The sequence below is a fragment of the Bacteriovorax stolpii genome, assembly GCF_002872415.1.
Lineage (GTDB): Bacteria > Bdellovibrionota > Bacteriovoracia > Bacteriovoracales > Bacteriovoracaceae > Bacteriovorax > Bacteriovorax stolpii.
This window is the reverse complement of record NZ_CP025704.1, coordinates 1,832,483-1,850,527: the sequence shown is the minus strand read 5'-3', so window position 1 is coordinate 1,850,527 and position 18,045 is coordinate 1,832,483. Positions and strand designations below refer to the sequence as shown.

Genomic DNA, 18,045 nt, shown 5'->3' with positions numbered 1-18,045 from the left:
ATAAGGGGAGAGAATGAACACAAAAACGAATCCAGAACTTGGTGCGAGAAAGAAAGAGTCTTACAAAATTTTTGATGAAATTGCCGGGACCTACGACCTCTTAAACCACACCCTATCGATGGGAATTGATATTTACTGGCGCAAAAAGATGCTTAAACATCTGCCAAAAAAAGATTCCATCAATGCTCTGGACCTGGCGACAGGAACGGGAGATGTACCGCTGACTTTAGTGGCCGACCCAAGAGTTAAAAAAATTACAGGTATCGATCTTTCAAAAGGAATGGTCGACATCGGAATTGAAAAAGTTAAAAAGAAAGGCCTGGATAAAAAAATCTTCCTAATGCTTGGAGATGGAGTCAACATTCCTTCAGGTGATGCTGCTTTTGATTTAACAACCATCTCTTTTGGAATCAGAAACTTCTCTGACCCACAAAAATCCCTTCATGACATTCACCGCGTACTAAAAAAAGACGGACGCGTGATGATTATGGAATTTTCAATCCCCACAAACTTCATCGTAAGAAACGTTTACTTCTTCTACTTCAGACACCTGCTTCCGTTTATCGGGAACATCGTTTCTAAACACAAGGACGCCTATACATACTTAAATAAAAGTGTTGAAGACTTTCCTTATGGAGAAGAGTTCTTAAAACTTATGAGAAACGCTGGATTCCAGGATCTGAAAATGATCCCACTAACGTTTGGAATCGCGACTCTTTACATCGGTGATAAGAAGTAATGAGTGCTCATAGTTTCTTAGACAAGGAACTAACAAATATCGACCTGGGAGTGAGTCAGAAAAAAACTCTGTTTTCATTCCCAGAGTTTCCGCTTATCGACCTGTTGCCTTTTGCCGCCACTGAAGAGATTTTTTTCTACGAATCCAAAGAAGAGGACTTCACTTTTCTTGGGTTGGGAAAATCTAAACTTCTTGGGCCTTCAGAGATTGACCATTTTATTGCCACCCATCCTAAAGAACACCTGGTGTATCAGGGACTTTTTGAAGAAGGGCCGGATGCTTTGGTTTATTTGCCGGAGTGGTGTTTTGTAAAAATGAAAGGCATCGTCACTCTTACGGTGTACAACTCGCTTGAGTATCAATCCCCTAGCCCAAGCAACATTATTTTCAACCACAATGTCTGGGAGTCTTTTGTCGGACCCTGGACTTCGTATGAAGAAAAACCAGAGAGCGATGAATGGTCGCAGATGATTTCAGCAGCAGATCGTCTCTTTTTAAAAAAAACACTCGATAAGATCGTGCTCTCAAGAAAAAAAATTTTCACTTACGATGAACCGATTGAAATGCTGGTGATGTTTAAAGAGCTCTATGAGGCCAACAAACAAAGCTCGCACTTTTCTATCTTCCACCAATTCCATTACCACAAAGCTTTTATCTCTTTTACTCCCGAGAGATTATTTACTCTTAAGGGAAAAAACCTGGAGACCATCTCTCTTGCTGGCAGTATTGCCAGAGGAAGGGATGAAGCTCACGATAAAATTCTCGAAGAGGAACTGCGGGGATCAGATAAACTCATCCGCGAACATGGGATTGTGACAGAAGAGATCTCCAGAAGACTCTCTCCTCTGCTGTGGAATCTGGATATCTCGGATCTCTTTACGATGAAGCTGCCTTATATCCAGCACCGTCAGGCGACGATTAAAGGAGTGCTCAAAGACGACACGAGCCCTCTTCACATCATCTCACTTCTACACCCGACTCCAGCAGTCGGCGGGCTTCCCTACAAAGAAGCCCAGGATAAAATTTTAGAAATTGAAAAAGACCCAAGATACTACTACGCCGCTCCTGTCGGCGTTCTTTCACAAGAGTTTTCAGAAATTGCCGTGGGCATTCGTTCTGCCTTGATTGAAGAAAAAACCATTACTGTCTACGGCGGCGCTGGAATTGTTCCGGGCTCAGTGGCCGAAGAAGAATGGATTGAAACAGGAGTGAAGATGCAGCCTTTTATCAAGGTCATCAACAAGAGTGTCATTTAGGAAAGAACATTTATGGAAAAACTACTTTCACAAAACATCAACCGCGTCTGGGCAAGCTTAATCATTGATGAGTTTTTAAAAAACAACATCACCCAGTTCTACCTTTCACCAGGAATGAGAAACGCACCTCTCATTGCGGCGATGACTCACCTTCAAGGTTTCAACAAAGACCTCTCTATCGTCCTTTGTATGGATGAAAGAGCGGCGGCCTTTCGTGCTCTGGGATACTCTAAAGCAACGGGAAAACCTTCTGTCCTGGTTTGTACCTCGGGAACGGCCATGGCCAACTACATGCCGGCCGTTGTTGAAGCAAAAAAATCAAACTTGCCACTGATCGTTTTATCGGCCGACCGCCCGATTGAGCTGACCTTCTGTGATGATAACCAGACAATTGACCAGACAAAATTCTACGGTGATTACGTCCAGGGTGAAATGAACTTCGGAGCACCTTCTGCGGAAATCAGTCCGCTGGCCATGACTTCAAGTCTATCAAACCTGATTAATAAATCTCTTTACCCACAAAAAGGTCCAGTGCATTTTAACTGCGCTTTTAGGGACCCGCTTGAAGATACACAGACAAATATTCCTGCGGAATACATTAAACTTGCCAACATTCAAATCAACCGCGAAGGCCCATCAACTCGCTATGTGAACTTAGAAACGGTTCCGGATAAAAATGCCATTGCAGAAATCTCGGGCATCCTGAAAAAATCCAAAACAGGATTGCTGGTTATCGGAAGTCTTGCTCCTCACGAGTCGACAGAAACAGTCAGAGAGTTTGTCAAAACGCTTAACTGGCCGACCTACTTTGATGTTTCAAGCTCACTGAAGTACGCTTTTAATTTAACAGACGATGCCCTTCCAACATTTGATCACCCGGAAGTGCAAAGTGAACTCGTTAAAAACCCACCTGAGACGGTATTTCATATCGGTGGACGCCTGACTTCAAAACATTACTACTCGTTCCTAAAACAAGTTCCTCAAATCAACCTGGTGACTCTGAACTTGAACCTGGAAAAAGAAGACCCTTCTCATCATACAAAAATCAGAATCAATGCTCATATTAATTCGACACTCACTTCAATCATGAGTTTCTTTGAGGGCAGCAGTCTTCCAAAGAAAGAATTGAACCTAAACTTTGAATCTCTCTCAAAAAATAAAATTAAACTGATCGAAGAAGGGCCACTGGCCTACCCGAGCATCTCAAAAACGATCATCGATCATATGCCGGACAACTCGACTCTCTACATCGGCAACTCGACCGTGGTGCGCACTTTTGATGCTTATTTTTCATATGAAAATAGAAAGAATATCAAAGTCGCCACCAACCGCGGAGTCAGTGGGATTGAAGGCTTTATGGCCTCTGCTGCTGGATTCATTGATGGAACTCAAAAAGAAGTTTACCTGGTGGTGGGCGATGTCGCTTTCATTCACGATTTAAACTCGCTTTATTTCCTAAAAGACTTAAAGACCCCAATGAAGATCATCCTGGTCAATAACGATGGTGGAGGAATCTTCACTCTGCTTCCTATTCACCGTGAAAAATCAGTCCTGGATTACATTACAAGCCCACACGGGCAGAATTTCAAAAAGACCGCTGAAAGCTTTGGCATCGACTACGTCGGTGTTTCCAACCGCGAAGACTTCCTGGCGGCCTTTAAAGACATGCAAAAGAAAACGACACACACGATGATGGAAATCTTCATCGATCACAACACTAACAAATCGGTCTATGACCAATTGAGAACTATCAAACTATGAAAAACTGGATGCTGGCGATTCGCCCGAAAACTCTCTTTGCTTCTCTTGCCCCGGTTGTGCTGGGTCTTGCTGTTGCCTATGTTGAAATTAGGTCTATCAATGTGCTCATTGCCGTTTTGACAGCGCTATGTGCGCTGACTCTACAGATTGCTTCCAATCTTGCTAACGATTATCTGGACGCTTTAAGAGGCGTAGATAACGACACTCGCCTGGGGCCAACTCGTGTAACGAGCTCTGGACTTATCAGCTTAACGAAAATGAAGAACGCTCTGATTTTAACATTGGGTATTGCTTTTCTTCTGGGAATCTACCTGATGTATGTCGGAGGCCCGGTGATTATGGTCATTGGCCTTCTTTCTCTTTATTTTGCTTACGGGTATACCGGTGGACCATTCCCACTTTCTTATAATGGCCTTGGTGAAGTGGCGGCCTTTATTTTCTTTGGAGTGATTGCTGTCAGTGGAACCACTTATTTGCAGACTCATGAGATCTCAAAACTTGCTCTCATCTCAGGGATGGGCCCGGGGTTTATCTCTGCCTGCATCTTGGCGGTAAACAACCTGCGCGACATCATCTCTGACCGCGATACAAATAAGCGCACTCTCGCTGTTCGTTTTGGCGAAAAATTTCAGCGCGCTCTTTGTATGAGCACCATCTTGCTCTCAACATTGGTTTGCCTCTACCTCATGGTGGCCTACCATTTTAAATGGATTTTTCCGGTCTTATTTTTGCCGCTATTCTTCCACAAAACGTGGCTGCAGATTCTTTATCACCCGATTGATTCAAAACTAAATATGGCCTTGGCAAGAACGGCACAATACAACCTGCTTTATTGCCTCCTGGCCGCGCTTGGAATGGTTGTAAGCTTTAACCTATGATGGATGTAAAACTTTCTTTTGAGACACTTTCCTACATAAAACCGGTTCCGGTGAGAGGCAAAGTGATCTCAAAAAACAGGTTTTTAAAAGTCACCATTTTAGAAAGAGATTATTTTATCTCTGTCCTTCCAGGCTTTCATGAAAGTTCACTGGAAGAGCTGTCTTTAAAAATTAATAAATTCTTCACGAACTACCATCTTAATTTTTCGGCAATTGATTTCGAGAAAAGATTTTTTAACCTGGTGGGCCCTGATGCATTTTTAAATTCTCTAAAAGCTGAAGCGCTCTTTAATATCGAAGCGATTCTTCTGGGAATGATCCGCACCACTCACCCACAGCTGTTTTCCCATGAAGAGATTTTAATCAATGACCTCTACCGCCCTGGTGATGACCTGGGAAAATTCAAAGACTCTCAATGCGTAAAAATTAAAATTGATCACAATCTCCTGGCGACAAGAAATCTTCTTATTGAACTTCATCAACTCAACCCTCAATTAAAATTCAGACTTGATGGCAACCGCCAGTTTGAGCTTAATGAAATGATTGAATTCTATCAGATTCTAAAGACACAAATTCCAGAGAGAGCTTTTCACAACATCGATTACATTGAAGAGCCTTTTAAAAATTTCTACGACACTCTAGTTTTTGAAAAACGTGCAGAAATCCCAGTGGCCATCGATGAGTCCTTTGAACAATTTGCAATTAAGCCGCATCTAGCGTGGCCTGCGGTCATCAAACCTTCACTTTTTGGGATTAGTTTTGTTAGTTTTTGGTTAAGAAATCATCCCGAAAACCGCGCCGTCATCAGTTCGAGCTTCGAACACCCAACTATAATGGAAGGTCTTTATTTCCTGGCCCGCAAGCGTTCAATGGAATTTCACGGACTTTCTCAGTTCCTTTAAAAAATTCGTAGAAAAAATTCATTAAAATCATTTTAGACAAATCTTATAAATGTCGACTAGGCAACTATTCTTAGCTTCACCCGTATTAAAAACGGGAGTAAAATAATCAAAAGGAGGATGATATGAAGAAATCTGTCATCACAATGGGCCTAATTCTTACACTTGCTTCAGTACTGGTGTCATGTTCACACCAAACCACGGAAGGGTCTCCAAAACGTTACGTAGCTTCAGACTCTTGCCCGGTTAAAGGTGAGTACCATGCATATTTTGACGAAGTCGAAAGATGTATAGAAAAAGAAAGCAATAGATGATATAGATCCCCCCATCTAATTTATTGATCCGGGGGGATTATGAAAAAGCTTCTTTTCACGCTTATCCTAGCGCCATGTTGTCTAATGCCACTCAAGGCACATTCATTCGACGCTTCCGTACGCGGCTTTATCGCTCTGGATGCATTAAACTTCGAAAAGATTGCAGGCTCTAAGGGTGCTTCAGTTATTGGTATTGGAGTTCTCGACCTAAAAATCTTTGCTGAGCAAGACGACATGTCTGCAGCTATCAAGCTTGACCTTGATGGAAAACTCGACAGAGAAAATAACATCTTCGAAGAAGCCTATGCGACTTACAAAGGGATTCCAAACGTAAGATTAATGCTTGGGAAAGGTGTTGTTCGTTTCCAAAACCTTCACTGGGGTGCTGTTGAAAACACATATCAGGACGGCGGAACAGTTATCCAAGCTGACAACAACTATAGAAAATTAAGTCGTAAAGCTTTTATCGCAGCTTCTTATGGTGGACGCTCTAAAGGCTTCATTAACCAGTTTACACTTTTTGGTGACAGCACTGAAAACTACACAGATCAAAATGGTGATAAACAATATGTGACATCTACTAGAAGAGTTGGAAGCACGACATATTCAACAATCACTGGGTATAAAACTGAAGAAGTCACTGCTTTTAATACTAGTAGAGAATTCGGTCTTGCTAACAAGCTAGAACTTTTTACAACTGACTCTCTTAAATTAACTTTTGGGCAGTTTTACTATAAAAACCGCATGCACAATAAAGCGAACTATGCTCTTGATATCGGTTTAAACTACGAAAGTAGCACTATGGAAATCTGGGTTGATTCTCTTTATGGCTTCTCTTCAAAACTTCCTTATGAACCATATACAACGAAAGCGAAAAATGAATATTTCCTTCAAGTTGGTATGGAATATTTTCTAAACGAAAAATGGTCTCTAGTTGAAAACGTAGAAGGACTACTTATCAAAGACCTTCAACACACATATGCTCAGTTTACTGAAAACGGGACTACATATTACCCAACAACTCAACAAGAAAGAAAGAGTAACGTCACTAACAAGATCAAAACTTATAAGATTGAATCTGCCATCAAGTACAAGATCACAAAATCTGCTCAAATCACATTTGGTGGTTTATACGAGAAGAAAATTGTTGAAAGTAACGGAGTCAAAGGACTTAAGTTCGTTCAAGACGTAAGAAACGCAAACAGAGACGCTTACAAGCTAGCGACGAGTATTTCTTTCTGGTTCTAAGAGCTATCCTAACTATCGAAATTACTTAATAAAAGGCCCGCCTCCAAGCGGGCCTTTTTTATTGGGAAACTTTTACAACCTCCATTGCCTGTCTATATCCCGGGACGTATCTATGTGCCGGGGACATTCTGTGACTTGCCTTGGGGGGCACTTATGAAGAGATCTTTCTTAAGATCACTGGGGATAACATCTCTAGTACTGACAATTTCATCACCACTATTTGCTTTTGACGAAGCTTCACTTCCAGGAACTGACCTGATCTACGGCAATGACGACCGCGTAGAAATCGATCAGTACTCAGAGACTTCATACATCGAAAAAGCTCAATCAATCGCTCTTCGTGTTCCAAAGAGAAGATTAACTGAAGATAGAAACAATCCAGAAAGGATTCTCTTCCCAAATATTCCATTAAAAAGTTCTATGCCGCAAATTTGTGCAGATGAGCGCTTCTCTGAACAAGTTTCACTTGGAAACTGCTCGGGATTTTTAGTCGGCCCAAAAACACTAGTGACGGCCGGCCACTGTATGCTTAACGAGAAAGAATGTGCTGATAATAAGTGGGTCTTTGGATTTAAAGACAACACAACAGAGTTAAAATCATCTCAAGTTTACTCTTGTAAAAAAATCAACACACAAAGATACGTTTACAATGAAAAAGAAGTGAGCGACTACGCGGTGATTGAACTAGACCGCAATGTTGAAGGTTACGTTCCACTTAAGACGAGAAAATTCGGGCGTGTTTTATTAAACACTCCACTTGTCGTTATCGGTCACCCGATGGGTCTTCCGATGAAAGCAACTGATGGTGCAGTGGTAAGCCGCATGAATGATATTGAAAGAGAAACAAAAATCAGGTCATTTTTCCTTCGTTCACATTACTTCACAGCAAACCTTGATTCATATGGTGGAAACTCTGGATCACCGGTTTTCAATAAGAGAAATGGAAAAGTTGAAGGGATCTTAGTCCAAGGGGCGGAAGACTTCGTTTATAATCCGCAAAAAGAATGTTTAGAGTCGAGACACTTAACCAACTCTCACCTAAACACTTACGAAAAAGTCATGAGAATTAACAAGGTACCAGGTCTATAAAAAAAGGGGAGCTAAGCTCCCCTTTTTTATTTGTTCAATAATCTAGCTGCATCTTTAGCAAAGTAAGTCAGGATCATGTCACTTCCCGCTCTCTTAAACGACCAAAGCATTTCAATGATGGCCTTTTCTTCATCCATCATGCCCTGAGCGGCCGCGGCCTTAATCATCGCATACTCTCCACTTACATTGTAAGCAGCAATCGGCAGAGTCGTGTTATCTCTTAGCGTTTTAATCACGTCTAAATAGGGCAGTCCCGGTTTTACCATCAGGATGTCTGCGCCTTCTGATTCGTCCAGATAGGCTTCACGAAGCGCTTCTCTGACGTTAGCGTAGTCCATTTGATAAGTTTTTTTATCACCTTTTTTCGGAGCTGATCCCAGGGCATCTCTAAATGGCCCATAAAAAGCTGAAGCGTATTTAGCAGCATACGACATGATCGTGACGTTGATGTGATTTTCTTCATCTAAAGCGTCTCTAATATAACCAATGCGTCCATCCATCATGTCTGAAGGGCCAACAATGTCAGCTCCAGAGTTTGCCTGAACGATGGCCATTTTCGCCAGCACTTCAAGCGTCTGGTCATTTAGGATCTCACCTGTTTTTGGGTCTACTAAACCATCGTGCCCATCGCTTGAATAAGGATCAAGAGCAACGTCAGTCATAATCATTAAATCAGGAAGAGCGTTTTTAACTTCCTTAATCGCGCGCTGATAAATACCGTTTGGATTGTAGGCCTCGCTTGCCTTTGCATCTTTTAATTTATCTTCGATCGCTGGAAATAAAGACACACAAGGAATACCTAGTGAGTAAAGTTCGCGGCATTCTTTAATCAGCTCATCCACTGACAAGCGGTGAACTCCCGGCATCGTTTTAATTTCTTCGCGAAGGTTTGATCCTTCTTTCACAAAAAGCGGTGCGATTAAATCCGCAGGGCCTAAGTGAGTTTCACGCACCAGTCTTCTGATGGCATCGGTTTTTCTGTTTCTTCTTGGACGGCTGATATTTAACATAAATAATCTCTCTCGTTATTTTTGCATTTGCATTTTAGCTTTGTAGGCCATAGCAAAAAAAGAAATCTGTTTCATCATTGAGTTTAATCCATTGGCCCTCGACATCGATAGATGCTCGCGAAGTCCAATATCTTCTAAGAACGTTGGTTTCGTCATCAGGATTTCATCTGGAGTTGAGCCAGAGTAAACACTGACTAAAAGAGCAACGATCCCTTTAACGATAGAAGCATCACTGTCGGCCTGGAAAAAGATCTTTCCATCCACGAGATCGGCGTGTAGCCACACTTGTGACTGACAACCCTTCACTAGATTTGCGGGGATTCTGTTACTTTCATCCATAGGAGACATCTTTTTTCCAATCTCAATAAGATGTTTATAGCGCTCTTCCCAATCGCTAAAGCGTTTAAAATCGGCAATCAACCCTGCAATTCTCTCGTTAATCATTCCTGACTCTTTTGGTTTTATTCTTAAGTGGGCAATACCCCCTTCTTATAGCATGGGGAGGACGGAAAAACTATTCCTACAAACTCAAAAGATTCCTAAATAATCTAGGTATGTTAGAATACTTTTATGAGTCAAAACACTATCAAAAAAGGCCGCATTTTAGTTTACCGCGTTTACGATATCGGAGAGGAAATTGACCTGGAAAAGGCCGAGAAGCTCCTCCAGCAAGAAAACGCTGCCCGCTCCAAATTCAAACTAAAAAAGATCAACCAACAGGCCGTGATTGTATCCAATGACCCTTTAAGTGTCGCACTTGGAAACTATGCCTACGCCGACCACGATATGTCTTTTAACCCGGAAGTCAGCGCTAAGATTTGGGAGTTCGGGGCCCTTTCAATCACTTTTGATTTCCCAATTCCAGAAGGCACAACGATTGATCAATTGCGTGCGATCTCCGATCGCATCCAGAACTACGACCTGCTTGATGTCTACGCTAGAGGCAAGGCCCGCGAACTCTCCCTTCAAATCAAGGACTCAATGGCCAAGACCAATGAGTGGGAAGTCAACGAAGATTATATCCTCTACTACATTGAGAGTTTTGCTAACAATTACCAGGACGCTTCGACCATTCTTGCTGAAGAAGACATTGCGGCCCTCATTATCAATGAAGAAAAAGACCAGCTCGCTCCACAAATTAAAGAACGTATCTACACTTCAAAGCTACAGTACTACAAAAACGACCTGGCCATCATCGACTGGAACTCGGCCTTTATCATTGAGCCAAGCGGCTCGATGGACATCCCGGACGTCATTGAGTTTGCCCTCAACCAGCTTTTAGAAATGCGCTACTACGATGATCTTCTGGATAAAAAATTAAAAGACCTCTACTCAGCAGTAGAACTTAAAGAGATGAGCATCTTCTCGTCACGTTATACGGATTTAGCACTTGAAGCAGGGCAAAGGTATATTGAGATCGCCGAGATCGTTGAGGCCGTAGAAAACTCCCTTAAGGTTATCGGAGATCTTTATCACTCGACCGTCTTTAGAATGGCCTCAAATAAGTTCAGGTTCTCAGACTGGCAGAGTTCAATCGACAATAAGCTCGATAACATGGCCGAACTGTGTAAACTTCTTTTGGACAACATTACATCAAGACGAAGCCATCTTTTAGAGCTCATCATTATCGCGCTAATTTCTATTGAGCTGATCCCTTTTGTGAAACAGCTCATAGATTATATGAATCGCTAAAATGTAATGGATTAGTTAAGAACTGGTCTTACTCTTACCGACATTCCACGGAAAGATACGCGTGAGTCCTGGTTAACTTTCGCGATGATTTCTTTTTTGTAGAACGCACGGGAACCACTCGCCTTGTAGAATTTCATCTCAAGAGCAATTTCATCGGCATTTTTTCCACGGCGTGGGTTGATTTCAACAAGTACGTTCTTGTCGCCGACTTTCTTTTCTAGTTCCGCTGTCTGGTAAAAAGGCATTGTGAGGTCAGAATTGACCGTTTTGTTCTTTGCTTTAAACTGCAGGTTTAGATTAACCATCTGGGCACTCTTCGTCCCTTGAGCATTCATTGCTCTGCCGTCGATAGCGGCACTTGCTCCAAAAGAAGCCAGTAATAGAAGTGATAAGCACATTGTTTGCAAACGTGATCCGACCATTTTTTTCACCCTCATAGTAAAAAAATTTTTGTTATTTTTTTTAGTATAAAGATTTTCGAAACACGCTGGCAATCTAAAATTTTTTAATCTCTAAAATTTCTGGGAGCAAAAATTCACTCGCGCGAGGAGCTTTGGAAAAATCAATTTTGAATGCACGAAGAGCAATTCCTTTTTCAGAAAATTCTTCACTAGACGAGTATAGGACGTCGCCGATGATCGGGTGTCCATGGCGGAAAAGTTCGTAGCGGAGTTGATGAGAGCGCCCGGTGATTGGGTTCATTTCCCAATGGAAAACCCCATTTTCAACACTGGCCAGAAAGGCCGTCGTCAGACTCTCCTTTCCATGAGGAGCTTCATAGGCGCGCTTTTTCCCGCGCAGAAGTTTGCACTTCCAATTGTAGCTTTCGCCAACTTTAAAAGTCTCGCGGGCATCAGGAAGTGGCTTTGTCAGGGCCGCATAAGTCTTATGAACTTCTTTTTTTTCAAACCAGGCGTTTCCAGCTTTATGGGCAGCGGGAGTTTTGGCGTACATAATGAGCCCCTGAACTTCAAAGTCTAGGCGGTGAACCGGATAAATGGTGATCTTTAAATCGCTCTCCAGGATTTTTCCCAGGACCGGACGGCCGTCGTCTTCGCCCATACGGCCGGGGACACTTAAAACCATGGCCTTTTTGTCGACAATAACAAAGTGTTCATTCTCTAAAACGATGTCGTAGAAACTCATTTCCCGCTGGCCCCATAATTTGGAAGAACGCGGGCACTTGGGTCCGTCACTTTACAATTATCCCAGGTCTGATTTGGCATCCAGTAGTCCTTGATCAGGTGAGCGCGACCTGGATAGAACTCTTCAAAAATCTCGCGGTATAAGAGCGATTCTTTAGTAAATGGAGTTTTGTACGGATATTTTTTGTAAGCGTTCTTCACGTCTTCGTCAGTGTATTGTTTTTCGGCATAGGCCTTAAGTTCGTCCACCATACTGTGGCCGACGGCATCTGAAAAGGCAGCTTTATCTCGCCAAAGAATATGATCTGGAAGAAGTTTCTTTTCTCCATCACCCGCTTTGAAGGCCTCTCTCAAAAGAAACTTTCCCATTCCCGTCGTGTTCATTTTTAATTTTGGGTCAATCCCCATAACAAATTGAACGAATTCTTTATCTGAAAAAGGCACGCGGGCCTCAAGTGAATGAGCAGAGATACAGCGGTCAGCGCGAAGAACATCGTAGATGTAAAGCTCGTGGATTCTTTTAGCGGCTTCCTTTTGGAATTCTTCCGGAGTTGGAGCAAAATCGGTGTACTTGTAACCGAAAAGCTCATCACTCACTTCCCCACTTAAGAGAACTTTGATGTTGGTCTTTTCTCCAATGTGTTTACACACCAAATACATTCCAATTGAGGCCCTGACTGTTGTAATGTCCCAGGTCTCGAGATGGTAAACGACATCTCTTAGAGCTCCAAGAACATCGGCCACAGTCATCGTGACATTGGTGTGGTTAGCGCCAATATAGTCGGCCACGTCTTTAGCGTATTTTGAATCGATCGCATCGTCGGTCATTCCGATAGAAAAGGTGCGGATCGGTTTTGAACTCATCTCCTGAGCAATTGCACACACCAGGCTTGAATCCAGACCTCCACTTAAAAGAAATCCGATTTCTGCATCTGACTGTAGCCTCTTTTTAACACCCTCACGCAGGCGCGAGTTGATGCCTTTTAAAACATCTGGAGTTGAAAGAGTGTGATAACTTTCGGCCTTTGAAAGATCCAGGTAGGAAATTAATTTTTCACCGTCATAGTAATGGCCAGGAGGAAAAGGTGTAATTTCAGAACACACATCAACCAGGGCCTTTACTTCAGAAGCAAAAGCGATTTTTCCTTCTTTGGTTTTCCCGTAAAAAAGCGGCCTGATCCCCATAGGATCACGAGCAGCAAGAAGCTTCCCTTTTTTCTCATCCCAAATAACTAAAGCGTATTCGGCGTCCAGGGACTGCACCATTTTTTCTATTCCCCACATTTCATAAAGAGGAAGCAGGACTTCGCAGTCCGAATGAGAAATAAACTGGTAATTAGTGCATTTTGTTTTAAGCTCAGGATAATTATAAATTTCGCCGTTACACACCAGCATATTTCCCGACGAAGTCGAAAAAGGCTGGGCCCCAAGAGGCGAAAGATCCATGATGGCCAGGCGGTGAAAACCGATAACACCTTTTTTAAAGGCCACAACTTTGTGGTCATCAGGACCGCGGTGAGTGAGTTTATTATAAAGATTTTTAAAAGGGCCTAAGACGCTAGAAGACTGAGAAGAATCGAACTCTCCTTCGATTACGATAAAACCGCACATCTACCAAACTCCCTGGATTAATGTCTTTTGTGAACCAAAAAACATCCTTCCATCATAGCATGCTGGCCTAAAATTTTGGAAGAGTGTCTAAATGGAACATATGAGTGGCAGATTTGGCCTTTTCTTCAAAGAGAATTTGACCTTGAGACAAGACAAAAACCCCGCCCAATTGCATGCCGTCACCCTCAAGGCGTCCAACACCATGCCCTTTTAAAATTCCGGCATAAATATAGCGGATCCAAGTCATAGGTCCAAAAAGCTGATAAAGGCTTCCGCGCTTTAAATTTAAACTTTTATATAAGGCACGACCAGGGTCAGAAACGTGATGAACAGGGTGCTGATAATAACGAGCAAAGAACTCATTGCCAAAGTCCAGATCACTCATGTGAACAAAAACTGGAGTCAAATGGCGTTGATTAATCGCCGATTCGATTTTAGACATCTCCGCCACAGTTTCACGGCAAAATGTACACCCAAAATGGCGTACAAAAACCAAAAGGACATTGTGATTGCGCGACAATTCTAAGAGAGAAATGTTTTGGGAAGTGCGAACATACTTAATCAGCTCACTGAACTTCTTAGGCTCACTATCTTCTGCAATCTCGCTGTCATAAGCACAAAGTAAAATATAGTAAAAAGGAAGCAGCCAAATTGCATGACTGAGCAACATAAATAAAGAAAATGGAACAGGAAGAGTATGGGTGATTAAGGCCTTAGCAAAAACAAAAGTCCCTAAAAACGATGAAAGTAGTCCGACCATAACTATCGGCCAATATCTATCCGAATCAAAGCTGGCGATAAAATAACCTACCCCCATGACTGCGGCCCCCATTCCCAAGAGTTGCCAGAATTCAACGCCTGAAATCAGCTCAACTCCAAAAAGACGCAAAAATCCTTGAGGGAACAGCGCTACAACTAGACCCCAGAACAGGCCATAAATGGCACTTGTTCTTAGAATTTTTTGATTAACATCAACAGTAAAGAATTTTTTCATACCAAGATTCTAACCTTACTTTTCTTCCTTGGGAAATAAGACCGCGTTTAGACAGACCTAAATTTTAACAATAGAGAGGTCTCCGCTGGCGCTTTTACCACTTATGAATACTTGATATTCTTCGGTTTCTCCGATCGCATTAAATAATTTTCCTGTGGCACTCTTATAATCAACGCGGATCTTGCAAGTTGATGGCAATGACAGAGTCGTCTTGCCAGTAGCACTCATAAAATCCAGGTCGGCCCTTCCTGAACAAGTTTTATAGGCAAATGACATGGCCCCTGTTGCCGTTTTTGCCGAAATATTTCTTAAAACATCCCCTGAGACACCTACACTCCCAGTCGCTGTTTTAACATCGAGTGCTCCACTAATATCTTTGACAGTTACAGCAGCCGTTCCTGATGAAATATTCATATCAAAATTTTGTGAGACGGGAACTGTCACTGTCACATCATAATTGCAGTCAGCTTTTTCAAAGATAATATTCTCACTCGTGATTTTGACGTTGAGTTGAGTATTTTCCAGGCCAATGGTCTTGATGCATTTGCTGTTTTCTTTGGAGTTTTGTTCCACCACATGAACACTGATGTCTTTTTGTGTCTTCGATGAAACCAGTACAATTTTACCTTTTGGTACCGATACACTTAGCGACTTAATTCCGTTTGAAGGAAAACGAAGTGGATTGGCCACATCAGCAAAAACATTCCCAGAAATAAGTGCGATAAAAAGAGATAAAACTAATGACATAAATCACCCGTTAGTTAAAATGGAGTTGTCCTACAATCCTAGCAGAGAAAGCTTTTAAAATGAACTCTCGAAACATACTTTTATTCTCTATTTGCTCTCTTATCTGGGGGACAACCTGGTTTGTCATAAAGTTCCAAATAGACAGCACTGGTCCAATTGCTAGCGTTTTTTTTCGCTTTCTTTTAGCGGCCATTATGATGTTTGTTATCAACGTTTTTTTTATCAAAAAAACTCTTAAATACCCCCTGGCCAATCACAAGTTCTTTATGCTCCAGGGCCTTTTTAATTTTTGTTTAAACTACATCCTCACCTATGTCTCCGAGCAATATATCAACTCTGGACTTGTGGCCCTAACCTTCACAGTTCTCATCTATTTCAACATGCTGGGAATGAAACTCATTTATAAAAAAGAAATTTATAAAAACGTCATTTATGGCGCTATCATGGGATTTTTTGGAATCATCTTTTTATTCTGGAGAGAGATTTCTAATTTCAGTGCCGACAAAGTGACCATTTTTGGGATCGTGATTGGGATCGTTGCGACATTATTTGCGTCTATTGGAAATATGTTTGCCTATAAAAACCATCAACTCAAAGTTCCAGTCATGACTTTTAATGCCTGGGGGATGTTGTATGGGGCAGCTTTTAGCTTAATCATCGGGCTCATCCATGGCGAGAGCTTTTACTTTCCGACTACTCCATCATTTCTTTTTTCTCTGACTTACTTAAGTCTTTTTGGAACAGTTGTGGCCTTCTGGGCCTACCAGACATTAGTGGGAACAATTGGAGCAGACCGAGCGGCCTATACGAGCATCATTTCCCCGGTCATTGCCATGATTATTTCGTCGGTGTTTGAAAACATCGTCTTCACTCCCCAACTTTTTGTTGGGATTCTACTTTGTTTCTTTGGGAATTTACTGGCGCTTAAAAAGCCTCAAAAAAGTGATGTGGCCCCAAGACCAGCATAAAGAAGGGCCCCGCCTTTTAAACGATCAATGAGGTCCTGGTGATAGCGCATCTCCAGTGCCGGACAACCATAGCTTCTGCCGATTTTTTTCCCAGGCTTCACGTAATCTGCTCCATGAATAACGATGGCGCGGGCGCGGGCATTTGAATTGGTGCTTGAAAGCCCATCAAGTCTAAGCGAATAACCATTTTGCCCATTGTATGTTTCGGCCGTCAGGTAAAAGCCAAGGGAGCTCATCAGCGAGTCTGGTGTATTGGAAAACTTTGTCGCATATCCATCATAATCTGGATCAGAATTTTTCCCATGGGCCGTCAAGTAAGTTTCGACTCTCCCTGATTCCATATCAATGATATAAAAACGTTCCTTAGAATTGTGCTGTTTGAAATCAATCACACCCATTAAGCGCTGGTTTTTAATCTTCTCAAGATGAGAATCAAAATAAGCGATGGCCTCTTTTAATAAATTTTTGGGAACAAGCTGATCGGGATCTAAATGTGAATAGTCTCTAAAACTTTGCGCCTGGGCGATTTGAGTGAACAAAAGAAAAAGGCCTGCAAAGAGTCCGGGATAAAATGAATTTTTCATAAATCCATTTTATCGCCCTCAAATTTTTTCGCGTTTGCTGGGAAAAAAGTGCTTTAAATTAACTCTCTAACCAAGAAATCAATTGATCAAAACACCCGGCAACACCTTTATAAACACGGCTTTCCGGCGACATTGATTTAAGGGCAGAGATAAGTTGATCCCTTTGATAAGGATTGTTTTTCACTTCCAGCCCCGACATAAAAGTCACACCGATAGTAAAAAGTGAAGCATCCACATGAGGAAATCCCCACATCACTTGCCTCTCAATCCTGAAGTAAAAAGGAATGGCAGCGTCTTCGTTAAAACTTCTTCCCTTCCACGCCACCGGGTCAATACCAGGCGGAGGTGTCGGATGGTGATTGAGTCTTTGATCAGTGACAAAACTCCAGATAAAGCGCACGTAAGGCCCTTTATTGATCATGGTCTCGACCAATTTGTCGGCCACGCGGTTAATTTTATCAATTCCGGGAATCGGCACATGAATATCAAAAAAATTCATTCCAATTTTATCTTCCGCTGACCAATGACTTGGACTACACAGGTGAAGTAAACCGAGATGATCTTTTACATTTTCTCCATCAACACTTCGGCACACCATCGCGATATCTTCTTCCACTTGCAGTGAGAGCGCATCGAGAATGTGTTCAACTGGAGGAGAAATTGGATCGATTGAATGAAAGCTTAAAAAATCAAAATTATTATCGACGATTAATCGATCACCGGTGTGCACGCACTCCAGAACCTGGTCTCTAAAAATAAAATATTGTGGGTATTCTTTGACTAATTCTTCGATTAAAAATCGCGCCAGCACATTCACGCGCTCAGCACTTAAGTCCTTAATGCAAAAATACTTTGAAAGCCTTTCAGCACGGCACTCTAGTTTGTTTTGGCGGTATTCTTTAAATTTAGAAGAAATGAGAAAGACCTTCTGATCGAAATCTCCGTTGCCAAAGTCATGGCCCAGCGAGCGCAGTCCGGGAGCGACAACATATTCGCCTTTCTCAATCGGGAAGAATTTGGGGTCATTAGTGCTCATATCCTGATTAAAACATGAAGTTATTAATTTGAAACCAAGTATTCTCAAATTTTTTACTTTATATCTATTGATTT

The 18,045-nt window shown here is 42.0% G+C and carries 19 protein-coding genes; 10 read left to right on the top strand and 9 right to left on the bottom strand.

Annotated elements, in window-relative coordinates:
* Positions 1 to 13 precede the first annotated feature (13 nt).
* The 8 genes from ubiE to C0V70_RS09125 all read left to right on the top strand — a co-directional run bounded on the left by ubiE (position 14) and on the right by C0V70_RS09125 (position 8,184).
* Positions 14 to 739, top strand: coding sequence for a bifunctional demethylmenaquinone methyltransferase/2-methoxy-6-polyprenyl-1,4-benzoquinol methylase UbiE (gene ubiE / locus C0V70_RS09160; protein ID WP_102243560.1), 726 nt, complete (start codon positions 14 to 16; stop codon positions 737 to 739).
* Positions 739 to 1,995, top strand: a complete 1,257-nt coding sequence (locus C0V70_RS09155) for an isochorismate synthase (protein WP_102243559.1) — start codon at positions 739 to 741, stop codon at positions 1,993 to 1,995. Before ubiE ends, C0V70_RS09155 begins: the two co-directional genes overlap by 1 nt.
* A gap of 12 nt (positions 1,996 to 2,007) precedes the next feature.
* The gene (menD, locus tag C0V70_RS09150) at positions 2,008 to 3,756 is read left to right on the top strand and encodes a 2-succinyl-5-enolpyruvyl-6-hydroxy-3-cyclohexene-1-carboxylic-acid synthase (RefSeq protein WP_102243558.1); all 1,749 of its coding nucleotides are present in this window, start codon (positions 2,008 to 2,010) and stop codon (positions 3,754 to 3,756) included.
* Positions 3,753 to 4,634 carry a 1,4-dihydroxy-2-naphthoate polyprenyltransferase gene (locus C0V70_RS09145; protein ID WP_102243557.1) on the top strand — a complete coding sequence of 294 codons (882 nt, stop codon included), beginning with the start codon at positions 3,753 to 3,755 and terminating at the stop codon, positions 4,632 to 4,634. The genes menD and C0V70_RS09145 overlap by 4 nt, the downstream gene beginning before the upstream one ends.
* Positions 4,631 to 5,536 (top strand): enolase-like domain-containing protein, encoded by a 906-nt coding sequence (locus C0V70_RS09140; RefSeq protein ID WP_102243556.1) that lies wholly within the window; start codon positions 4,631 to 4,633, stop codon positions 5,534 to 5,536. Before C0V70_RS09145 ends, C0V70_RS09140 begins: the two co-directional genes overlap by 4 nt.
* 122 nt (positions 5,537 to 5,658) lie before the next feature.
* Positions 5,659 to 5,847, top strand: coding sequence for a hypothetical protein (locus C0V70_RS09135; RefSeq protein ID WP_102243555.1), 189 nt, complete (start codon positions 5,659 to 5,661; stop codon positions 5,845 to 5,847).
* A gap of 39 nt (positions 5,848 to 5,886) precedes the next feature.
* Positions 5,887 to 7,095 carry a hypothetical protein gene (locus tag C0V70_RS09130; RefSeq protein WP_102243554.1) on the top strand — a complete coding sequence of 403 codons (1,209 nt, stop codon included), beginning with the start codon at positions 5,887 to 5,889 and terminating at the stop codon, positions 7,093 to 7,095.
* A 153-nt stretch (positions 7,096 to 7,248) separates the two neighbouring features.
* Positions 7,249 to 8,184, top strand: a complete 936-nt coding sequence (locus C0V70_RS09125; RefSeq protein WP_102243553.1) for a trypsin-like serine peptidase — start codon at positions 7,249 to 7,251, stop codon at positions 8,182 to 8,184.
* Positions 8,185 to 8,210: 26 nt separating this feature from the next.
* Here C0V70_RS09125 and hemB read toward each other — a convergent pair whose 3' ends face one another.
* Positions 8,211 to 9,194: a porphobilinogen synthase gene (gene hemB, locus C0V70_RS09120; protein ID WP_102243552.1), complete on the bottom strand. Its 984-nt coding sequence runs from the start codon at positions 9,192 to 9,194 to the stop codon at positions 8,211 to 8,213.
* 15 nt (positions 9,195 to 9,209) lie between these two features.
* Positions 9,210 to 9,638, bottom strand: coding sequence for a SufE family protein (locus C0V70_RS09115; RefSeq protein ID WP_102243551.1), 429 nt, complete (start codon positions 9,636 to 9,638; stop codon positions 9,210 to 9,212).
* Positions 9,639 to 9,764: 126 nt separating this feature from the next.
* Between C0V70_RS09115 and C0V70_RS09110 the strand changes: the two genes are divergently transcribed.
* Positions 9,765 to 10,886, top strand: coding sequence for a hypothetical protein (locus C0V70_RS09110; protein WP_102243550.1), 1,122 nt, complete (start codon positions 9,765 to 9,767; stop codon positions 10,884 to 10,886).
* Between the two features lie 11 nt (positions 10,887 to 10,897).
* On the opposite strand, the gene C0V70_RS09105 is transcribed toward C0V70_RS09110, so the two are convergent.
* The 5 genes from C0V70_RS09105 to C0V70_RS09085 form a co-directional block, all read right to left on the bottom strand.
* Positions 10,898 to 11,308, bottom strand: a complete 411-nt coding sequence (locus C0V70_RS09105; RefSeq protein ID WP_133566743.1) for a hypothetical protein — start codon at positions 11,306 to 11,308, stop codon at positions 10,898 to 10,900.
* Positions 11,309 to 11,381: 73 nt separating this feature from the next.
* A complete protein-coding gene (locus C0V70_RS09100) occupies positions 11,382 to 12,032 on the bottom strand; it encodes an RluA family pseudouridine synthase (RefSeq protein ID WP_102243548.1) in 651 nt (216 codons plus the stop codon).
* Positions 12,029 to 13,642: an asparagine synthase B gene (asnB, locus tag C0V70_RS09095; protein ID WP_102243547.1), complete on the bottom strand. Its 1,614-nt coding sequence runs from the start codon at positions 13,640 to 13,642 to the stop codon at positions 12,029 to 12,031. Before asnB ends, C0V70_RS09100 begins: the two co-directional genes overlap by 4 nt.
* Positions 13,643 to 13,709: 67 nt before the next feature.
* Positions 13,710 to 14,636 (bottom strand): SelL-related redox protein, encoded by a 927-nt coding sequence (locus C0V70_RS09090; protein WP_102243546.1) that lies wholly within the window; start codon positions 14,634 to 14,636, stop codon positions 13,710 to 13,712.
* 57 nt (positions 14,637 to 14,693) lie between these two features.
* Complete coding sequence (locus tag C0V70_RS09085; RefSeq protein ID WP_102243545.1) at positions 14,694 to 15,383, bottom strand: DUF4097 family beta strand repeat-containing protein; 690 nt, start codon at positions 15,381 to 15,383, stop codon at positions 14,694 to 14,696.
* Between the two features lie 59 nt (positions 15,384 to 15,442).
* On the opposite strand from C0V70_RS09085, the gene C0V70_RS09080 reads away from it, so the two are divergent.
* Positions 15,443 to 16,351, top strand: a complete 909-nt coding sequence (locus tag C0V70_RS09080; RefSeq protein ID WP_102243544.1) for a DMT family transporter — start codon at positions 15,443 to 15,445, stop codon at positions 16,349 to 16,351.
* Here C0V70_RS09080 and C0V70_RS09075 read toward each other — a convergent pair.
* Together C0V70_RS09075 and C0V70_RS09070 are read right to left on the bottom strand one after the other, a co-directional pair.
* Entirely contained in the window at positions 16,318 to 16,935 is a 618-nt protein-coding gene (locus C0V70_RS09075; RefSeq protein ID WP_102243543.1) for a murein L,D-transpeptidase catalytic domain family protein, read from the bottom strand. The genes C0V70_RS09080 and C0V70_RS09075 overlap by 34 nt on opposite strands.
* A 58-nt stretch (positions 16,936 to 16,993) precedes the next feature.
* The gene (locus C0V70_RS09070) at positions 16,994 to 17,971 is read right to left on the bottom strand and encodes a heme-dependent oxidative N-demethylase subunit alpha family protein (RefSeq protein WP_158649627.1); all 978 of its coding nucleotides are present in this window, start codon (positions 17,969 to 17,971) and stop codon (positions 16,994 to 16,996) included.
* Between the last annotated feature and the right edge of the window lie 74 nt (positions 17,972 to 18,045).

Excerpts from the sequence above, each read along its gene's own strand:
- ubiE (WP_102243560.1), top strand. The coding sequence starts at position 14 with ATGAACACAAAAACGAATCCAGAACTTGGTGCGAGAAAGAAAGAGTCT.
- C0V70_RS09155 (WP_102243559.1), top strand. The coding sequence starts at position 739 with ATGAGTGCTCATAGTTTCTTAGACAAGGAACTAACAAATATCGACCTG.
- menD (WP_102243558.1), top strand. The coding sequence starts at position 2,008 with ATGGAAAAACTACTTTCACAAAACATCAACCGCGTCTGGGCAAGCTTA.
- C0V70_RS09145 (WP_102243557.1), top strand. The coding sequence starts at position 3,753 with ATGAAAAACTGGATGCTGGCGATTCGCCCGAAAACTCTCTTTGCTTCT.
- C0V70_RS09140 (WP_102243556.1), top strand. The coding sequence starts at position 4,631 with ATGATGGATGTAAAACTTTCTTTTGAGACACTTTCCTACATAAAACCG.
- C0V70_RS09135 (WP_102243555.1), top strand. The coding sequence starts at position 5,659 with ATGAAGAAATCTGTCATCACAATGGGCCTAATTCTTACACTTGCTTCA.
- C0V70_RS09130 (WP_102243554.1), top strand. The coding sequence starts at position 5,887 with ATGAAAAAGCTTCTTTTCACGCTTATCCTAGCGCCATGTTGTCTAATG.
- C0V70_RS09125 (WP_102243553.1), top strand. The coding sequence starts at position 7,249 with ATGAAGAGATCTTTCTTAAGATCACTGGGGATAACATCTCTAGTACTG.
- hemB (WP_102243552.1), bottom strand. The coding sequence starts at position 9,194 with ATGTTAAATATCAGCCGTCCAAGAAGAAACAGAAAAACCGATGCCATC.
- C0V70_RS09115 (WP_102243551.1), bottom strand. The coding sequence starts at position 9,638 with ATGATTAACGAGAGAATTGCAGGGTTGATTGCCGATTTTAAACGCTTT.
- C0V70_RS09110 (WP_102243550.1), top strand. The coding sequence starts at position 9,765 with ATGAGTCAAAACACTATCAAAAAAGGCCGCATTTTAGTTTACCGCGTT.
- C0V70_RS09105 (WP_133566743.1), bottom strand. The coding sequence starts at position 11,308 with ATGGTCGGATCACGTTTGCAAACAATGTGCTTATCACTTCTATTACTG.
- C0V70_RS09100 (WP_102243548.1), bottom strand. The coding sequence starts at position 12,032 with ATGAGTTTCTACGACATCGTTTTAGAGAATGAACACTTTGTTATTGTC.
- asnB (WP_102243547.1), bottom strand. The coding sequence starts at position 13,642 with ATGTGCGGTTTTATCGTAATCGAAGGAGAGTTCGATTCTTCTCAGTCT.
- C0V70_RS09090 (WP_102243546.1), bottom strand. The coding sequence starts at position 14,636 with ATGAAAAAATTCTTTACTGTTGATGTTAATCAAAAAATTCTAAGAACA.
- C0V70_RS09085 (WP_102243545.1), bottom strand. The coding sequence starts at position 15,383 with ATGTCATTAGTTTTATCTCTTTTTATCGCACTTATTTCTGGGAATGTT.
- C0V70_RS09080 (WP_102243544.1), top strand. The coding sequence starts at position 15,443 with ATGAACTCTCGAAACATACTTTTATTCTCTATTTGCTCTCTTATCTGG.
- C0V70_RS09075 (WP_102243543.1), bottom strand. The coding sequence starts at position 16,935 with ATGAAAAATTCATTTTATCCCGGACTCTTTGCAGGCCTTTTTCTTTTG.
- C0V70_RS09070 (WP_158649627.1), bottom strand. The coding sequence starts at position 17,971 with ATGAGCACTAATGACCCCAAATTCTTCCCGATTGAGAAAGGCGAATAT.